A 17585-nucleotide genomic window follows, 5' to 3' on the forward strand; every position below is an offset into this window, starting at 1 on the left:
GGTCTCCCCTCGCCGGAGGGTCAACCCCGTACGGTCGTCGTTTCTCCGGCGTCAGTGCCCTGGGCCACGTCGACGTTCCCGCACTCCGCCGTGATCTCGGCCGCCGCCCGGGCCGCGGCGACGAAATCGTCGACCACCGGCGAGGAACGCGATGCGGCGACCGCGAGGCACACCTGGTCGGGCGCCAGGTCGGGGATCGGCACGTAGCTGATGTCCGGCCGGGAGTAGAACGTGGTCTCAGAACGCGCCACGAACGAGATGCCCCGGCCGGCCCCGACGTGCTCGAGCCTCTCCTCCACGCCGCGCACCCGGAGCCCGGAGTCGGGCAGGGGGCGCCGGGTGGGCTGCGTGCTCGGGTCGGCATGCCACACCAGCGGCTCATCGGCCAGGTCGGCCTCGGTGACCTCCTCCTTGCCGGCCAACCGGTGGCCCGCGGGCACCACGACCAGGAGCGGCTCGGTGTACAGCGGGGTCACCCGCAGCCCGGTCTCGTCGATCGGCAGCCGGACGTAGCCGACGTCGACGCGGCCGTCGAGCAGCATCGTCGCCTGGTCGGCCCCTTCCATCCGCTGCACGTCCACGACGACGTCCGGGTGCCGGGCCTCGAACGCCCGCGCCGCCGGGATGACCGGGATGCCGGTCCGGAAGCCGACCACCAGCCGCCGGTCGCCGCGTGCGGCCACGCACACCCGCCGTCGGAGGGCGTCCGCGGCGGCGAGCAGCGGGCCGGCATCGTCGAGGAGCTGGCGGCCCGCGTCGGTCAGGGCCACGCCATGGCTGTCGCGGGTGAGCAGCGAGGCACCGAGATCCTGTTCCAGCGCGCGGATCTGGCGGCTGAGCACCGGCTGCGCGATGTGCAGCTCGTCCGCGGCGCGACCGAAGTGCAGCGTGTCGGCGACGGTGACGAAGTACCGCACCTTGCGTAGGTCCAGGTCCACGGAGCCTCCCGATCCGGCGATGCCTCCAGGGTATCGCCACGTCCGGAAGAAGTCTTGGACGCCCATTCTCGCCACTGGCATCGTCGATGGGGCCGAACGGGAACGGACACATCAGGAATTGCGCACCGTCCCGTTCGTGTCATTCGGCGTGGGTACGCCACGAAATCCCGAGAACGAGGAAGAGGCCACATCTCATGGGCACTATCAGCATCATCGGGACCGGGAACATGGCCCGCATCATCGGCGGATTGGCGGTGGCGGGCGGCAACACCGCCGAGATCCTGGGTCGTGATCAGTCCAAGGCCGCCGACCTGGCCGGGGCCCTCGGCGACGGCGCCACGACGGGAAAGTGGGGAGCCGTCCCAGCCGGGGACATCGTCATCGTGGCCCTGTTGGCCGACGGTGTCGTCCCGGTCATCAGCCAGTACGGAGACGCTCTCGCGGGCAAGGTCATCGTCGACATCAGCAACCCCTTCAACGCCACGGCCGACGGACTGGCCGTCGGTGAGGACACCTCGGTCGCGCAGGAGGCCGCGAAGGTGGCGCCGGCGAGCGCGAGTGTGGTGAAGGGCTTCAACACCATCTTCGGTCATGTCCTGGACAAGGGTGGTCGGCCCGACGTCTTCTTCGCCGGCGACGACGCGCAGGCCAAGGCGGGCGTGGCGACGTTCATCGCCAGTCTCGGGCTGCGCCCGCGCGACGTCGGCGACCTGGGGATGGCGCACTGGCTCGAAGGAGCGGGCCTGCTCACGATGGGCCTCGCCCGTCACGGGGTGGGACATTTCGAATTCGCCCTCGGCGTGACCGAGTTCGGCGGCTGAGGCTCGGGTGATCAGCCCATGAGGTCGCGACCGCCGTCGATGCCGAGGATCTTCCCGGTCATCCACGACGACGCGGGGTCGGCCAGGGCGAGGATCCACGGGACGACGTCGTCGACCTCGCCGATGCGCCCGAGCGGGACCTTGGCCACGAAGCGTTCGACGAGGGCATCGGCGGCGGCCTGGTCCTCGGCTCCGGCGGTGACGGCGTCGGTGCGGGTCGGGCCGGGCGCGACCGCGTTCACCCGGATGCCGCGGGACGCCAGCTCGACGGCCCAGGAGCGGGTGAGGCTGTCGAGGGCGGCCTTGCTCGCGCCGAGTACGCCGAGCCCGGGCTGCGGGGTGTGCCCGACGACGCTGGACATCAGCACGATCGCGGCGCCGGGAGTGCGCAGCAGCGGGAGCAGGTGCGTCGTGAGCACGACGGGGCCGAGGACGTTGATGTCGAGCAGGTCGCGGGCGGCCTGCACCGAGCCGCCGTCGAGCGGGGTGGCGCGGAAGACGCCGGCGTTGTGGACCAGCACGTCGAGGTGGCCGCCGCTGTTCGTGACGGCGTGCCGGACGGCGTCGGCGCCCGCGTCGGTGGCGACGTCGGCGACGACCGGGACGAGCGCCGGATGCCCGGCCGCCGTCTCGGCCAGCGGTTCCGGGCGGCGCCCGGTGACGACGACGTGCGCGGCGCCGCGGGCGGCGAACGCCCGTGCCGTGGCCCGGCCGATGCCGGATCCGCCGCCGGTGACGACGACGGTGCGGCCCTCGAAGGAGGCGCTGTCTGCCATGACCACAGGACGCTAGCGCGGAATCCCTCCGGGACCCATTCAGATCGGGCCCGTCAGGGTGACCAACAGCCGCGCTCGGCCTCGAGCGGCACTGAGTGCAGGTTTCGGGGCCTACGCGTCTGCGTGGTGTGCTGTTGATCAACGCTGACTGACGCACCCGACTGCTCAGCCGCGCTCCGCCGCGTTCGCGATCGACAAGCCGACCTGGTGGCTGCGCTCTTCGCGGACGTTCCCGACGCCTTGGTCATCACCCGGTGAGTCAGCGCATCGTTCGTGCAACGTTTTATCAGCGCCGCGTGCGGCGTCCAGGCGATCCGGCCGGGCCCCGGTGGTCCTGCCGTAGGATCCTCCCGGCAGCAGTCGAGACGCCATTGCTGTCCTGGCCGACGACGCGCAGGCCGAGGCCGAGGCGGCGACGGCGTGGTTCGAGGGGCGAAGGCCGGATGGGCGGCAGCGAGGGCGACGACGACGGCGGCTCCATCGCGCCCCGGGCGCGCCCGGCCGGCGTCGAACTGACCGCCGGCGCGGTCGCCCGCCGGCTCGGCGTAGCGCCGTCGACGCTGCGGAGCTGGGCCCGCCGGTACGGGGTCGGACCCGCCGAGCACGAGTCCGGCCGCTACCGCCGCTACTCGGAACGGGACGTGGCCGAGCTCGAGACGATGTGTCGCCTCGTGGGGCAGGGTGTGGCCCCGTCCGCCGCGGCGGCCGTCGCCCGCCAGCACGTGCCCGGCGCCGAACCGGCCGTCGGCGCGGACCCCGAGGGCGGTCGCCGCTCGTATGCGCAGGTGGTCCGCGGGGTGGTCGGCGCGGCCCACCGCCTCGACGCCGACGCCGTGGTCGCGGCGGTCGCCGGACAGCTCGCCGAGCGTGGCGTGGTCGCGACCTGGCAGCAGATGTGCCGGCCCGCCCTGGCGACGCTCGACCGCGAGGTCGCCGAGACCGGGGGGTGCATCGACGCGCAGCTGATCGCCGCCTGGGCCATCAGCACCGCCCTGCGTCCGGTCAGCGCCGCGTCCGACCCGCCCGCCGTCGCGAGCGGCGCCGGAGTCCTCCTGGCGTGCACCGACGGGGAGCAGCACACGCTGGCCCTCGAGGCCCTCCACGCGGCGCTGGCCGAGTCGCACCTGCCCGCCCGGATGCTGGGCCCGTCGGTCCCCGACGTCGCGCTCGCGGAAGCCTGCCGCCGGACCGGGCCCGACACCGTGGTGCTGTGGGCCCAGACCCCGTCGACCGCGCGCGCCGTGGTGCTCGACCAGGTCGGCGCCTCCGCCGGATCGGTCCTCGCGGTCGGACCCGGATGGGCCGGGCTGGACCTGCTGGACCTGCCCGCGACCGTCGACACCGTCGACGATCTGCCGGCCGTGCTGCGGCACATCGCCGGGCGGCTCGGAGCGCAGCTCGCCACTCGCTGAACCGCAACGGTTCTGCGTCGTTTCAACTCTCGCCGCGTCGGCAATCCTGCCCGCGATCGCGAGGGGAGGTCGTCAGGGCCCCCCGACGACATGCCGGCTCCAGACCCGTGGGCCAGGGCGTTCGCCCCCGCACGTGGAAGGAGACGGCCGGTCATGCCCACGACACTGTTCGGACGGATGTTCCCCCCGGGACGGCACGAGCACGCGCCGAGTCCCGGTCGGGGGGTGCTCCTGGTCCACCGGATCGGCGCCGTGCTGGCCGCCGCCGTCCTCGTCACGTTCGCGACGGCGGGTGTGGCCGGCGGCCTGGAGTTCTTCTCCACCGAGGGCCGGCCCGTGCTCGGGCTCTCCTCGAACGGGCTGCTCTCCGCGATCTCGATCGCCACGGCCGTCGTCCTCGTCGCCGCCGCGATCCGGGGCGGACGGACCGCGTCGACCGTCCTCATCGTCGTCGGCGCGCTGTTCCTGATCTCGGCGTTCGTCAACCTCGCCCTGATCGGCACCGTCGCCAACCTGCTGGCGTTCCGGTTGCCCAACGTCTTCTTCAGCATCGGCGCCGGCCTCGTGCTGCTCCTCGTGGGCGCGTACGGGCGGCTGAGCGGCCGGCCGCCGGCCGACAACCCGTACCGCTCCGGGGACGCCGACGACGCCGGCGCGCCACCCCCGCAGCCGACCCCGACGACGGCCGCGGAGGCGCTCGCCGACCGCGACATGGCCGTCGCCGAGGAAGCCGTCGCGCAGCACACCGCCACCCCCGACCAGGCCCGGCGGGTCCGGGCCATCGGGGACCTGCGCACCCACGAGGACCGCCGCCAGGCCTGGATGCGCTTCCAGCACTGACCCGGCACCACCCGACCCGCACCAGAGGAAGAGGTTCCATGGTCTCCGCGATCCTGCTCGGTTCCATCAGCACCGTCGTCGACACCTCCGAGCTGCAACGACAGGCCTTCAACGAGGCCTTCACGCAGCACGGCCTGCACTGGGAGTGGAGCCGCGACCGGTACCGCGCGATGCTCGCGGGCAACGGCGGCAGCGACCGGATCGCCGAGTACGCCCGGTCGATCGGGGAGCCCGTCGACGCCGACGCGGTCCACGCGACGAAGTCGACGATCTTCCAGCGACGGCTGGCGTCCGCGGACGTCCGTCCCCGGCCCGGCGTCGCCGAGACGGTCCGGGCCGCGCGGGACGCCGGCCTGCGGGTCGGCCTCGTGACGTCGACCTCGAAGGAGAACGTCGCCGCGCTGCTCGACGCGGTCTCCGGTGACATCGACGCGAACGCGTGGGACGTCGTCGTCGACTCCTCGCGGGTCGAGCGCACCAAGCCGGACCCCGCCGCCTACACGGTGGCGCTGCGTGAGCTCGGGCTCGACGCCTCGCGGTGCCTGGCCGTCGAGGACAACCCCGGCGGCGCCCACGCGGCCGCCGCCGCGGGCGTCCCGTGCGTCGCGTTCCCGAACGAGAACACCGCCGACCTGGAGTTCGCGGGCGTCACCGGCCGCGTCGAGGCGCTCGACCTGGGCGAGCTCCGCTCCCTGGCCGGAAACCGCTGACCCCGCTCGACCTGGACAGGAGCCCCGCCATGGCCGCCCCACCCGAGCCGACGCTGACCGCGACCGACACCGCCTTCCACGTCGAGGCGTACGAGAAGATCGACTATTCGCTGCGCTACGTCGACGGGGTCTTCGCGCCGGAGAACCCCGAGCTCGCCGAGGCCTACCGCCCGTACGGGCGCTGCCTGGCGGTGATCGACAGCGCCGTGCACGAGCTCCACGGCGAGCAGATGCAGGCCTACTTCGACCACCACGGGCTCGCGCTGACGCTGTTCCCGCTCACCATCCGCGAGCCCGACAAGACCATGCGCACCGTCGAGAGCATCGTCGACGCGTTCGGCGACTTCGGGCTGGTGCGCACCGAGCCGGTGCTCGTCGTCGGGGGCGGGCTCATCACCGACGTCACCGGCACGGCGTGCTCGATGTTCCGGCGCGCGACCAACTACATCCGCATCCCGACGACGCTGATCGGCCTGATCGACGCCAGCGTCGCGATCAAGGTCGCGGTCAACCACGGGAAGAACAAGAACCGCCTCGGGGCGTTCCACGCCTCCCAGCAGGTCATCCTCGACTTCTCGTTCCTGCGGACCCTCCCGGCCGACCAGGTGCGCAACGGGATGGCCGAGCTCGTGAAGATCGCGACGGTCGGGAACGCCGACATCTTCGAGACGCTAGAGAAGTACGGCGAGGACCTGCTGACGACGCGGTTCGGTCATCTCGACGGGTCACCCGAGCTGCGCGGGACCGCGCACCGGCTCACCTACGACGCCATCCGCACCATGCTCGAGCTCGAGGTCCCGAACCTGCAGGAGCTCGACCTCGACCGCGTCATCGCCTTCGGGCACACCTGGAGCCCCACCCTCGAGCTCACCCCGGAGCGGCCGTACTTCCACGGCCACGCGATCGCGGTCGACATGGCGTTCTCGACGACGCTCGCCGAGCGGCGGGGCTACATCTCGGCCGGGGAACGGGACCGGATCTTCTGGCTGATGAGCCGGATCGGGCTCACGCTCGACAGCCCGTACCTCACGCCCGAGCTGCTCGCGAAGGCCACGGACTCGATCGTGCAGACCCGCAACGGGCAGCTGCGCGCCGCCGTTCCGCGCCCGATCGGGACCTGCTTCTTCGTCAACGACCTCACCGCCGACGAGCTCGCCGCGACGCTCGACGCCCACCACGAGCTCGCCGCGGGCTACCCGCGTGGCGGCCACGGCGAGGACATGTTCGTCGTGCCGGAGGAGGTGACGGCCTCGTGACCCCGGCCGCCACCGCACCGGGGGCGCCGCGCCCGGTCACCCCGGTCGGGATCCTCGCCGCCGCCCTCGACGACGTGCTCGACCGGGCGCAGCGAGGGGCGCTCGACGCCGACGGACTCGACCGGCTGCGCGAGGCGCGGGATCTCGCCGTCGGGCTCGATCCCTACCTCGAGCGGTGCACCACCCCGGAGTCGACGGGGTTGGCCGCGCTCGCCCGGCGGACCGTCGAGCACGACTGGCGCACGCACTCCGGTGGGACCGGGCTCGAGCAGGAGATGCTCTCCGGCCACGTCGAGGGACAGCTGCTGCGCACGCTGGTCCACGCGACGCGGGCGCGCTCCGTCCTCGAGATCGGCATGTTCACCGGCTACTCGGCGCTGGCGATGGCCGAGGCGGTCGGCGACGACGGCCGGGTCGTCGCCTGCGAGGTCGACGCCGACGTGGCCGCCCTCGCCCGGGAGTGCTTCGCGGGCTCGCCCGCCGGTGGCCGGATCGACGTCCGGGTCGGCCCGGCCGCCGACACGCTGCGCGCGCTCGCCGGGGAGTCCTTCGACCTGGTGTTCGTCGACGCCGACAAGGCCGGCTACGCCGACTACCTCACGGCCCTGCTCGACGGCGGGTTGCTCGGCCCGCGCGGCCTCGTCGTCGTCGACAACACCCTCATGCAGGGCCGGGCGTACGGCGCGGGCGCACCGACCGCCAACGGCGCCGCGATCGCCGCGTTCAACGACGCCGTCGCCGCCGACCCGCGGGTCGAGCAGGTCCTCGTCCCGCTGCGGGACGGCATGACGCTGATCCGCCGCGTCGAGGAGGACCGATGAACATCGAGGCACTGGCACCCGTCGGCGCCGAGATCACCGGCCTCGCGGTCGGTCCGCTCGACGACGTCACGGCCCTGCGCGACCTGCTCGCCGAGCACGGCGTCCTCGTGCTCCCCGACCAGGGCGACGTCGACGACGAGCGCTTCACGGCGTTCCTGCGCAGCTTCGGGGACCTGGCGTTCACCACCGGCGAGGCGCCGCTGGCGGGACACCCCGACCTGAACGTCGTCTCCAACGTGGGCCGTACCGAGCCGCCCCGCAGCACCTTCCACATCGACACCGGGTACGTGGCCCGACCCCCCGCCTACACCGCGCTGCGGGCCGTGGAGGTCCCCGAGCAGGGCGGCCGGACGCTGTTCAGCAACCAGTTCCGGGCCCACGACACGCTGCCCGACGAGCTCCGGCAGCGGGTGCAGGGCCGCACGCTGTGCCACGTCGTCACCGGCCTCGACCTCGGTCCCGACGACGAGGCCGCCGCCGACCACCCGGTGCTGCGCCCCCACCCGGTGTCCGGGCGGGTCGCGCTCTACCTCGACGCGCCGAAGCGCTGCGCCGCGGTCAGCGGGATGGGCGAGGAGGAGGCCGCCGACACCGTCACCGCGCTGCTCGAGCACTCCACCCGCGACGACAACGTCCATCGCCACGCCTGGCGGCCCGGCGACGTCGTCATCTGGGACAACGGCGCGGTCATGCACAGGGCCGACCACGACGGCGTCGTGGGGCACCGGGTGATGCACCGCGGGATGGTCGCGACCTACCCGGGTGTGTCATGAGCCTGACCGGCGCCGCCCGGACCCTGGCGATCCAGGCGCTGCTGGCCGCCGCGCTGCCCGCGAACCTCGCCGTCACGGGCGCCGCGCTCGTCCGCTCGGCCCTGGTCGGCGCCCCGCCGCGTGACACGCCGGAGCGGCCGCGGACCGTGCTGGTCAGCGGCGGGAAGATGACCAAGGCGCTGACGCTCGCCCGCGCGTTCCACACGGCCGGTCACCGGGTCGTGCTGGTCGAGTCGGCGCGCTACCGCCTGACCGGGCACCGCTTCTCCCGCGCCGTCGCCGCGTTCCACGTCGTGCCCGCCCCCGACGACCTCGGCTACGTGGATGCGCTCGTGGAGGTGGTGCGCCACGAGGGCGTCGACGTCTACGTGCCGGTCTGCAGCCCGGCGTCGAGCTGGTACGACGCGCTGGCCAAGCCGGTGCTCGAGCAGTACTGCGAGGTGCTGCACGGCGACGCCGAGGCCATCGGCACCGTCGACGACAAGGCCGCGTTCGCCGCGGCGGCGCAGGCCGGCGGGCTGCCGGTGCCGGACACGCATCGGGTGACGTCCGCGGCCGAGGTCGAGGCGTTCGACTTCCCGCCCGGCGGGCCGGGGTACGTGCTCAAGAGCATCCCGTACGACGCGGTCAACCGCCTCGATCTCACGCCGCTGCCTCGTCCGACACCGGACGAGACCGCCGCGTTCGCCCGGTCCAGGCCGATCTCGCCGGAGACGCCGTGGATCCTGCAGGCGTTCGTGCGCGGCCAGGAGTACTGCACCCACGGCACGGCCCGCGACGGCCGGCTCCAGGTCTACTGCTGCTGCGAGTCGTCGGCCTTCCAGCTCAACTACGCGCCGGTCGACGTCCCGGAGATCGAGCAGTGGGTGTCGCGGTTCGTCGCCGACCGGAAGCTCACCGGCCAGTACTCGTTCGATGTCATCGTCGAGGACGACGGAGCGCCGGTCGCGATCGAGTGCAACCCCCGCACCCACTCCGCGATCACGATGTTCCACGACCGGCCCGAGGCTCTCGCGGCGGCGTACCTCGACGACGACGTCGCGACCCTGCGGCCGAGCCCGACCGCCCGGCCCACCTACTGGCTCTACCAGGAGCTCTGGCGGATGGTGTCGCGGCCGGCGACGGCCCTCGAGCGGCTCCGGGTGGTCCTGCGCGGTACGGACGCGATCTTCGACCTCGACGACCCGCTGCCGTTCCTGCTGGTCCACCACCTGCAGATCCCGGCGCTGCTGTGGTCGAGCCTGCTCGCCGGGCGGGACTGGGTCCGGATCGACGTCAACATCGGCAAGCTCGTCGAACCGGCCGGGGACTGACCGTGCTACGCGTCCTGCACCTCGTCGGGTCCCCGACCAGCGAGTTCCTCGCCGAGCTCTCCCGGCTCTACGCCCGCGGCTGCCTGGCCGCCACCGCCGACCCGGACCGGTACGAGCCGGTGATCGCCCACGTCTCGCCCGACGGGTGCTGGCGGTTCCCCACCACGGTGGACACGGCCGCCCCGGCCCTCGATCTGCCGGCCGCGCTGGCGCGGATCCGGGAACTCCCGCCCGACGTCGTCATCCCCCAGATGTTCTGCCTGCCCGGGATGACGTCCTACCGCGCGCTGTTCGACGTGCTCGGCGTCCCGGTCGTCGGCAACCCGCCCGAGGTCATGGCGCTCGGCGCCGACAAGCCGCGGGCGCGGGCACTCGTCGCGCACGGCGGGGTCGACGTGCCCGACGGCCGGGTGGTCACCTCCGCGTCGCCCGGCGCGGTGCCGGAGCTGCCGGTGGTGGTCAAGCCCGCGGACTCCGACAACTCGCTCGGCGTCACGCTGGTGCGCCGCCCCGAGCAGTACGGCCCGGCCCTCGGGGCGGCGCTCGGGCATTCCGGCGCGGCGCTCGTCGAGACCTACGTCCCGGCGGGGCGCGAGGTGCGGTGCGGCGTGATCGAGCACCGGGGGGAGCTCGTGTGCCTGCCGCTCGAGGAGTACCCGGTCGACGAGGACGCGGCGCCGGTCCGGTTGCCGGCGGACAAGCTGGCCCGCGACGACGACGGCGGGCTCGGCCTGGTCGCGAAGGGCGCGGACCGGGCGTGGGCGGTCTCTCCCGACGACCCCGTGGTCGGTCCGGTGCACGAGGCCGCCCGCCGCTGCCACGCGGCCCTGGGGTGCCGCGACTACGGGCTCTTCGACTTCCGCGTCGACCCCGCGGGCCGCCCGTGGTTCCTCGAGGCCGGCCTGTACTGCTCCTTCGCCCCCACGAGCGTGATCGTCGCGATGGCGGAGCGGGCCGGCGTCCCGCTCGGCGAACTGTTCGCCGAGATGCTCGGGCGCGCGGCGGACCGGGGGCGCTGACGAGGCGGGCCGGGCTCACCGTGGTGGTGTCTTGCGCCCCCGAAGGAGGCATGTCCCCGAGTCCCCGACGGTGATCCGTGCCACCGTGGCGGCGGTCCAGGCCAGTCAGGCCGGCCTCGAGGGGACGGAGCGGATCGAAGTGAGCAGCACACGCAGCATCGCGCACGGGCAGCGCACCGGCTACGCCAGCCTCGAGGCCGGGCGGCTCTCGTTCGAGTCGTTCCCGATGCGCCTGTTCACCAAGGGCAACGCGCGGCACTGGAACCCCGCGGACATCGACTTCTCGCAGGACGCGCGCGACGTGGCGGCGATGACCGACGAGGAGCGCTGGCTCACCTCGGCGCTCGCCGCCCAGTTCCTGGCCGGCGAGGAGTCGGTGACCCAGGACCTGCAGCCCTTCATCGCCGCGATGGCCGCCGAGGGGCGGCTCGCCGACGAGATGTACCTGACCCAGTTCCTGTACGAGGAGGCCAAGCACACCGAGTCGTTCCGGCGCTGGTTCGACGCCGTGGGCATGACCGACGACCTGCACGAGTTCGTCGACTTCAACGACGCCTACACCCAGATCTTCGCCCAGGAACTGCCGGCCTGCCTGCACGCGCTGCACGACGACCCGTCGCCCGCCAACCAGGTCCGGGCGTCGGTCACCTACAACCACGTCGTCGAGGGCGCGCTCGCGCTGACCGGCTACTTCGGGTGGAGCCAGGTCTGCGCCTCGCGCGGGATCCTCCCCGGGATGCAGCGGGTGGTGAAGCTGATCGGCGACGACGAGCGCCGGCACATGGCCTGGGGCACGTTCACCTGCCGTCGCCACGTCGCCGCCGACGACGCGCTGTGGACGGTGGTCAACGACCGCCTCGAGGAGCTCTTCGCGCCCGCGGTCGGCGTCATCGCGAACACCTTCGACCACTTCGGTGACGAGAACCCGCCGTTCGGCATCAGCGTCGACGAGATGACCGAGTACGCGGCCGACCGGTTGAACCGGCGCCTGGGCACGATCGAGTCCGCCCGGGGCGCCGACCTGCTCAGCATCGACACCGACGCCGACCCCGAGCGCCTCGAGGAGACCTTCCACGCCGAGGACCAGGCCGCGCTGCAGCAGGTGGCGGCCTCCGACGACGCCCCCGCGATCGCCCAGGCCTGAGGTGTGACAGCGAGATACCTGGTCCTGCTCGGGGCCGCGATCGCCGTCCTCGTCCTCGGCACGGCCCTGATCTGGATGATCCAGCGGATGCGGGAGGGCGGCGCGCGGCGCGCCAGGCGGGGCGCGGCGGCCCGACGACGGGTCGCGAACGCCGCGGACCGTGCCGACCTCGCCGTCGGGACGATCTCGGTCCCCGACCGGTTCGGGGCGCTCGGAACCGACGGCGTCCTGCTGCTCACGGCGGAGCCGCAGCCCGGGGATCTGACGTTTGCCGTGGCCGCCCCCACCCCGCCGTTCGACCTGACCGCCCCCGGCGCCGCGGACGCCCTGCAGGACTGGGAGACCGCGTCCCAGCCCCGGCGGCGCGCGCTGATGATCCGCGGCTACCTGGCGCATCCGCTGCCGCGGGTGCGGGCCGAGGCGCTGGACCTGATCGGCAGCACGGACGCCCGGACTCCGCAGCACCTGGCGCTGCTGCTGGTCGACGACGCCGAGCCGGTGCGGCGCAAGGCGGCCCGGATGGCGTGGTCCGGGGGCGTCGACGCCGTCGTCGGCGCGCTGCGCGAGAACCCGGCGGAGGCCGCCGAGCGGGCCCACGCCGAACTGGTGGCGCACGCCCCGGACGGGCGCGAGGCACCGGCCCTGCGCTGAGCGGCCGGTGACGACGCTCGGGGCAGTCCCGTCGAGCCGGACGGTCGCGCCCCATTCCGACGCGCCCCTTCGAATCCGACGCGCGGTAGCCGAAAAGGCACCGGGCGAAGTCACGGACGAATGCGTTCCCGGATCCGGTGGCCGCGCGTAAAGTCGAGCCGATCCGTCGGGCAAGGCCAGCCTGTTCTCGGCGCGGCGGAACGCGTCGACAGGGGGATTCTCGACATGACGTCGCTGCGGAAGACCGCCCTCGTCGCGGGCCTCTGCTATCTCCTGACATTCGTGTCGGTGCCGACGCTCGTTCTGTACGGCCCGATCCACGGTGTCGGCTACATCGTCGGTCCGGGGCCCGACGGGGGAGCGCTCCGGGGCGGCCTGCTCGAGATCGTCGTGGCCCTCGCGTGCATCGGCACGGCGGTGACCCTCTTCCCGGTGGTCAAGCGGCAGAACGAGGCCCTGGCGCTCGGGTTCGTGGCCGCCCGCGTCCTGGAGGCCGCCACGATCTTCGTCGGAGTGGTCAGCCTGTTCGCGATCGTCACCGTGCGGCGGGCATCGGCCGGAGCCGACCCGGTCGCGCTCGTGGCGGTCGGAAAATCCCTCGTCGCGATCTACGACGAGGCGTTCCTGCTCGGGCAGGGGCTGATTCCGGGAGTGAATGCACTGCTCCTGGGCACCTTGCTCTACCGATCCCGGCTCGTGCCGCGGATGATCCCCATGATCGGGTTGATCGGAGCGCCATTCTTCCTGGCCGCCAAGGTTGCGGCGATCCTCGGAATCGTCGACCAGTTCTCGGTGTTGCCGGCCGTCACGACCGTTCCCATCGCCGTCTGGGAACTGTCGCTGGGCGTCTGGCTCGTCGCTCGGGGATTCACGCCGTCGCCCGTCGTCGGGGGGACCGGCACGCCAGGAACCCGGGAGTCCCGTACAGCGGTCTAGTCCGGGGCGTCCCGCACTGCGACCACCCCGGGGGTCATCGGGAAGCGGTCGTGAGGCCGGTGAGCGGGAACTCGAGCACGCCGCCCGGGTTGTCGAGGGTGCCGGTGCGCGAGCCGGACTGCGGTCCGGCGCGCCCGTCGCTGTCGGTGGCGACGTAGAGGCGGGTGTGGTCGGGGCTGAGGGCGACGTCGCGGTAGCGGTTGCGGGTGCGGAAGAGCCGGCCCGCGTCGCCCCGCACCGAGCCGCCGTCGCCGGTCAGCGTGAACACGAACACCGACCCGGTCTTCAGCGCCGGGACGAGCAGCGCGTCGGCGACCGCGGGGTGTCTCGGGCGGACCGCGCGGGATGCCGGGCGGGTCCTGCTCGTCGTCGTAGGTCAGCTGGGGGCAGTCGGGGGCGGCGGACCGGTTCGCGCGCGGGTGCGGCGCGCGCGGACGCCGCGCCTGCCGGCCGCGCTGTCGCATCGGACCGCCCCCTCACGGTTCCCGATGACCCCGCACGCGACCGGGACCGGACGGCGTAGCGCGACGGCGACGAGGAGGACACCGTCCTGCGCGGCGAGAGCCTGCGTCCGACCGTCAGGGCCGCGCGGCGTGGGAAGCTGCGGCCCGAGGTGTCCGCTGATGAGCGGGTGGTGCCCCCGGCAGGATTCGAACCTGCGCTCCCGCCTCCGGAGGGCGGTGCTCTATCCCCTGAGCTACGGGGGCGTACCGGCGACGAGCCTAGCGCATCGCCCGTGATCGTCCGGACGCCGGGGCCATGTCAGGAAGGGTTCATCGTGACCTCTGATGTCAGCAACGGACCATCGCCGGCGGCGCGCGGTACCCGACTCACGACCGCAACGGAGCCGCCCCGCGCGCCGCGAGCATCTGCGTCATCGTGTCGGCCTCCGCGGTCTGCGAGGCGACCATCGACCGCGCGAGCTGGGTGACCACGGACACCGAGCCGCGGTCCGCCTCCTCCTGCATCATCGACAGCCCGCCGCGGTGGTGGCGCAGAATGAGCTGCAGGAACGCCACGTCCATCGGTGTGCCGGTCTGCGACGTGAACCGCGCGAGGTCCGCGTCCGAGGCCATCCCGGGCATCGCCGCGGACGGCATCCCCATCCAGGCCATGTACTGGCCGGGCTGGGCCTCGGTCGGCTGCTCCCAGAGCCGCAACCAGCCCTGCATCATCCCGATCTGCTGGTTCTGGGTGGACTCGATGTCGAACGCCAGCTGGCGCAGCGCCGGGTCGGTGGTGTTGTTGCGCTCCCACACCGCCATCTGCACGGCCTGGTTGTGGTGCACCGCCATGTCCTGCAGGAACGCGACGTCCACCGCGCCCGGCGGCGGCCCGTACGACGGGGCGGTGCGCTGCCCGAGCACCAGCCCGCCGAGCGCGCCGACCAGCAGCAGCACGAGCACCACGCCCCCGACGACGACGCCGCGGGCCCACCCGGGACTGCGCGACCACCAGCCACCCCCGTCGTCCTCGAAGTCGTCCACGTCGGGAGGCTCCGGCGGGGAGCTCACCGACGCACTCACCCGGTCCCGCCCGAGCTGCCCTGGTAGGTCATCGGCAGTGCGTTCTTCGGGTAGGGCGGCGGGTCGAACGGCGGCGGGTTCTGCGGGTCGAAGGCGCCGGGCCCGAGGGCGTCACAGCTGGCCCCGACCTCGGGGTAGGTGTTCGGGTTGCCGCGCAGCGAGGTGATGAACTCGTCGATGCGCGGGTCGTTCGGGTCGGCGAGCTTGAGCTGGTGGCCCCAGGACTGCAGCGAGATCGGCTGGTCCAGCCCTGGGTACGGCGAGATCATCATCTGGTTCTGCCCGCGGACCTTGGCCGTGAGTCCGTCCAGGGCGGCGCCGGAGATCCGCGTCGGGTCGTAGGCGATCCAGACGGCGCCGTGCTCGAGCCCGTGCACCATGTTCTCGTTGCGCACGGCCCGCGGGTAGACCTGCCCGTTGCAGGCGGCCCAGTAGCCGTCGTGCGGACCGCCGTAGGGCGGCGTCCTGTCGTAGGCGACGCGCTGCTGCGGCGTGACGTGGTGCTGGCCCTCGTACTTCGTGGTCGCGATGCCGGGGATCGCCAGCGACGGGTCCTTGTTGTCGTCGGACGGCCGCCACGGGCTCACCGTGGAGTTCCGGGCGAGCAGGAAGTAGCCGATCCCGCCGACCAGGGCGAGCACGACGACGATCGCGCCGATCAGCAGCCACGGCACCTGGCGCTGACCGCCTCCCGACGGTGCCCGCCGGCGCGCGCCGGTGACCGGGTTCTTCCCGCGCTGCGGCGGCCGGGACCGGCCGGGCGGAGCACCCCGGCCCCGCGGCGGAGCGCTCCTGCTTCGCTGGTGCCCACCTGCCGGAGGCCGCCGGGGGGAACCGGTGGAGCGTCCACTCGCCATGGCCACGGAGTGTAGGGATGAGCCCTGCGTGAGTAGTCGCTGCCCTGGACGGGGTACGGCCGTCCGCCCACCGCCCCACGTGCGCCGCGTGGCTCCCTAGACTCGACGTCCGTGACCCCCGCTGCGCTCGCCGATCTCCTGCACGCCGTCGCCGTCGACGTGCTGACCGAGCGCGGACTCGACACGGCGGCGCTGCCCGACGAGGTCGTCGTCGAGCGCCCGCGCAACCCGGAGCACGGGGACTACGCGACCAACCTCGCGCTGCGCAGCGCCAAGAAGGCGGGCGTCAAGCCGGCCGACCTCGCCGACTGGCTGGCCACCAAGCTCTCCGACACCAGCGCGATCGCGAGCGCCGAGGTCGCGGGTCCGGGCTTCCTCAACCTGCGCCTGGCCGCCGACGCGCAGGCGGGGATCGTCGCCGAGATCCTCGCGCAGGGGGAGGCCTACGGACACACCGACGCGCTGACCGGGACGACGATCAACCTCGAGTTCGTCTCCGCGAACCCGACCGGTCCGATCCACCTCGGCGGCACCCGGTGGGCCGCCGTCGGGGACGCGCTCGGCCGCGTGCTGGAGGCGCAGGGCGCCGCGGTGGTCCGCGAGTACTACGTCAACGACGCCGGCGCCCAGATCGACCGGTTCGCGGAGTCGCTGGCCGCCGCCGCGCACGGCGAGGAGGTCCCGGAGAACGGCTACGGCGGGGCCTACGTCGCCGAGGTCGCGCAGCGGGTCGTCGAGCTCGAGCCCGGTCTGCTCGACCAGCCCCGCGAGGAGCAGGTCGCCGCCTTCAAGCGCCTCGGCGTCGCGGTGATGCTCGGGGAGATGCGGGAGTCGCTGGAGGCGTTCGGCACCCACTTCGACGTCTGGTCCTCCGAGGCCGCGCTGCACGCCTCGGGCGCGGTCGGGACCTCGGTGCAGAAGCTCAAGGACGACGACGCCCTCTACTACGCCGAGGGCGCGTGGTGGCTGCGCTCCACCGACCACGGCGACGACAAGGACCGCGTCGTCATCAAGTCCGACGGCAACCCGGCCTACATCGCGGGCGACATCGCCTACTACCGCGACAAGCGGGCGCGCGGCGCCGACCTGACGATCTACATGCTCGGCGCCGACCACCACGGCTACATCCACCGGCTCAAGGCGGTCGCGGCGGCCTTCGGGGACCCGCCCGACACCGTCGAGGTCCTCATCGGCCAGCTGGTGAACCTGCTGCGCGACGGCGAGCCGGTGAAGATGTCCAAGCGCGCCGGCACGATCATCACGCTCGAGGACCTCGTCGACGCGGTGGGCGTGGACGCCGCCCGCTACACGCTGACGCGCTCGAGCGTCGACCAGGTGCTCGACATCGACCTGGACCTCATCAGCAAGCGCACCAACGAGAACCCGGTCTTCTACGTCCAGTACGCGCACGCCCGGCTCTGCGCGCTGGCCCGCAACGCCACCGACCTCGGCGTCACCGCCGCGGACCCGGACCTGAGCCTGCTCGTCGAGCCCCGCGAGGGCGACCTCATCCGCACGCTCGGCGAGTTCCCGCGGGTGCTGTCCTCGGCCGCGGCGCTGCGCGAGCCGCACCGGGTCGCGCGCTACCTCGAGGAGCTCGCCGGCGCCTACCACCGCTTCTACGACACCTGCCGGGTCCTGCCCCAGGGTGACGAGCAGCCGGGACCCGTCAACACGGCCCGCCTGGCGCTCTGCGGCGCGACCCGCTCCGTGCTCGCGTCGGGCCTGGGCCTGCTCGGCGTCTCCGCCCCCAGCCGTATGTGATCGAACCCCGATGTGAGTTGATCTCCCA

18 protein-coding genes and 1 tRNA gene are annotated in these 17585 nt (G+C 73.2%); 13 read left to right on the forward strand and 6 right to left on the reverse strand.

What is annotated here, in order from left to right; all coding sequences use genetic code 11:
• Positions 1-20 precede the first annotated feature (20 nt).
• Positions 21-938 carry a LysR family transcriptional regulator gene (locus tag LQ327_RS26395; RefSeq protein ID WP_230738801.1) on the reverse strand — a complete coding sequence of 306 codons (918 nt, stop codon included), beginning with the start codon at positions 936-938 and terminating at the stop codon, positions 21-23.
• Between the two features lie 194 nt (positions 939-1132).
• On the opposite strand from LQ327_RS26395, the gene LQ327_RS26400 reads away from it, so the two are divergent.
• Entirely contained in the window at positions 1133-1759 is a 627-nt protein-coding gene (locus LQ327_RS26400) for an NADPH-dependent F420 reductase (RefSeq protein ID WP_230738802.1), read from the forward strand.
• 11 nt (positions 1760-1770) lie between these two features.
• Here the strand turns inward: LQ327_RS26400 and LQ327_RS26405 are convergent, their stop codons facing one another.
• Positions 1771-2535 carry an SDR family NAD(P)-dependent oxidoreductase gene (locus LQ327_RS26405; RefSeq protein ID WP_230738803.1) on the reverse strand — a complete coding sequence of 255 codons (765 nt, stop codon included), beginning with the start codon at positions 2533-2535 and terminating at the stop codon, positions 1771-1773.
• A 443-nt stretch (positions 2536-2978) separates the two neighbouring features.
• Here LQ327_RS26405 and LQ327_RS26410 point away from each other — a divergent pair, with 443 nt between their 5' ends.
• The 11 genes from LQ327_RS26410 to LQ327_RS26460 all read left to right on the forward strand — a co-directional run bounded on the left by LQ327_RS26410 (position 2979) and on the right by LQ327_RS26460 (position 13410).
• Positions 2979-3947: a MerR family transcriptional regulator gene (locus LQ327_RS26410; RefSeq protein WP_230738804.1), complete on the forward strand. Its 969-nt coding sequence runs from the start codon at positions 2979-2981 to the stop codon at positions 3945-3947.
• 153 nt (positions 3948-4100) lie between these two features.
• Positions 4101-4787, forward strand: coding sequence for a DUF4383 domain-containing protein (locus LQ327_RS26415; RefSeq protein WP_230738805.1), 687 nt, complete (start codon positions 4101-4103; stop codon positions 4785-4787).
• 38 nt (positions 4788-4825) lie between these two features.
• A complete protein-coding gene (locus LQ327_RS26420) occupies positions 4826-5497 on the forward strand; it encodes an HAD family hydrolase (protein ID WP_230738806.1) in 672 nt (223 codons plus the stop codon).
• A gap of 29 nt (positions 5498-5526) precedes the next feature.
• Positions 5527-6753, forward strand: a complete 1227-nt coding sequence (locus LQ327_RS26425; RefSeq protein ID WP_230738807.1) for a sedoheptulose 7-phosphate cyclase — start codon at positions 5527-5529, stop codon at positions 6751-6753.
• On the forward strand, positions 6750-7574 hold the full coding sequence (locus tag LQ327_RS26430; protein ID WP_230738808.1) for an O-methyltransferase: 825 nt from the start codon (positions 6750-6752) through the stop codon (positions 7572-7574). The genes LQ327_RS26425 and LQ327_RS26430 overlap by 4 nt, the downstream gene beginning before the upstream one ends.
• Positions 7571-8347, forward strand: coding sequence for a TauD/TfdA dioxygenase family protein (locus tag LQ327_RS26435; protein WP_230738809.1), 777 nt, complete (start codon positions 7571-7573; stop codon positions 8345-8347). The genes LQ327_RS26430 and LQ327_RS26435 overlap by 4 nt, the downstream gene beginning before the upstream one ends.
• Positions 8344-9660, forward strand: coding sequence for an ATP-grasp domain-containing protein (locus tag LQ327_RS26440; RefSeq protein WP_230738810.1), 1317 nt, complete (start codon positions 8344-8346; stop codon positions 9658-9660). Before LQ327_RS26435 ends, LQ327_RS26440 begins: the two co-directional genes overlap by 4 nt.
• Positions 9661-9662: 2 nt before the next feature.
• Positions 9663-10679, forward strand: coding sequence for a D-alanine--D-alanine ligase family protein (locus LQ327_RS26445; RefSeq protein WP_230738811.1), 1017 nt, complete (start codon positions 9663-9665; stop codon positions 10677-10679).
• Positions 10680-10818: 139 nt separating this feature from the next.
• A complete protein-coding gene (locus LQ327_RS26450) occupies positions 10819-11823 on the forward strand; it encodes a R2-like ligand-binding oxidase (RefSeq protein WP_230738812.1) in 1005 nt (334 codons plus the stop codon).
• Positions 11824-11826: 3 nt separating this feature from the next.
• A complete protein-coding gene (locus tag LQ327_RS26455; RefSeq protein WP_230738813.1) occupies positions 11827-12474 on the forward strand; it encodes a hypothetical protein in 648 nt (215 codons plus the stop codon).
• A gap of 120 nt (positions 12475-12594) precedes the next feature.
• Positions 12595-13410 (forward strand): DUF4386 domain-containing protein, encoded by an 816-nt coding sequence (locus LQ327_RS26460; RefSeq protein ID WP_230738814.1) that lies wholly within the window; start codon positions 12595-12597, stop codon positions 13408-13410.
• A gap of 34 nt (positions 13411-13444) precedes the next feature.
• On the opposite strand, the gene LQ327_RS26465 is transcribed toward LQ327_RS26460, so the two are convergent.
• From LQ327_RS26465 to LQ327_RS26480, 4 genes are all read right to left on the reverse strand, one after another.
• On the reverse strand, positions 13445-13678 hold the full coding sequence (locus LQ327_RS26465) for a hypothetical protein (RefSeq protein ID WP_230738815.1): 234 nt from the start codon (positions 13676-13678) through the stop codon (positions 13445-13447).
• Positions 13679-14042: 364 nt separating this feature from the next.
• Positions 14043-14117 (reverse strand) — tRNA-Arg (locus LQ327_RS26470).
• A 123-nt stretch (positions 14118-14240) separates the two neighbouring features.
• Positions 14241-14897: a DUF305 domain-containing protein gene (locus tag LQ327_RS26475; RefSeq protein WP_230738816.1), complete on the reverse strand. Its 657-nt coding sequence runs from the start codon at positions 14895-14897 to the stop codon at positions 14241-14243.
• A gap of 35 nt (positions 14898-14932) precedes the next feature.
• Positions 14933-15610 (reverse strand): thioredoxin-like domain-containing protein, encoded by a 678-nt coding sequence (locus LQ327_RS26480; RefSeq protein ID WP_230738817.1) that lies wholly within the window; start codon positions 15608-15610, stop codon positions 14933-14935.
• A gap of 294 nt (positions 15611-15904) precedes the next feature.
• Here LQ327_RS26480 and argS point away from each other — a divergent pair, with 294 nt between their 5' ends.
• Entirely contained in the window at positions 15905-17557 is a 1653-nt protein-coding gene (gene argS / locus LQ327_RS26485; protein ID WP_230738818.1) for an arginine--tRNA ligase, read from the forward strand.
• Positions 17558-17585: the final 28 nt, after the last annotated feature.

It is taken from the genome of Actinomycetospora endophytica (assembly GCF_021026375.1).
Classification (GTDB): Bacteria; Actinomycetota; Actinomycetes; order Mycobacteriales; family Pseudonocardiaceae; genus Actinomycetospora; species Actinomycetospora endophytica.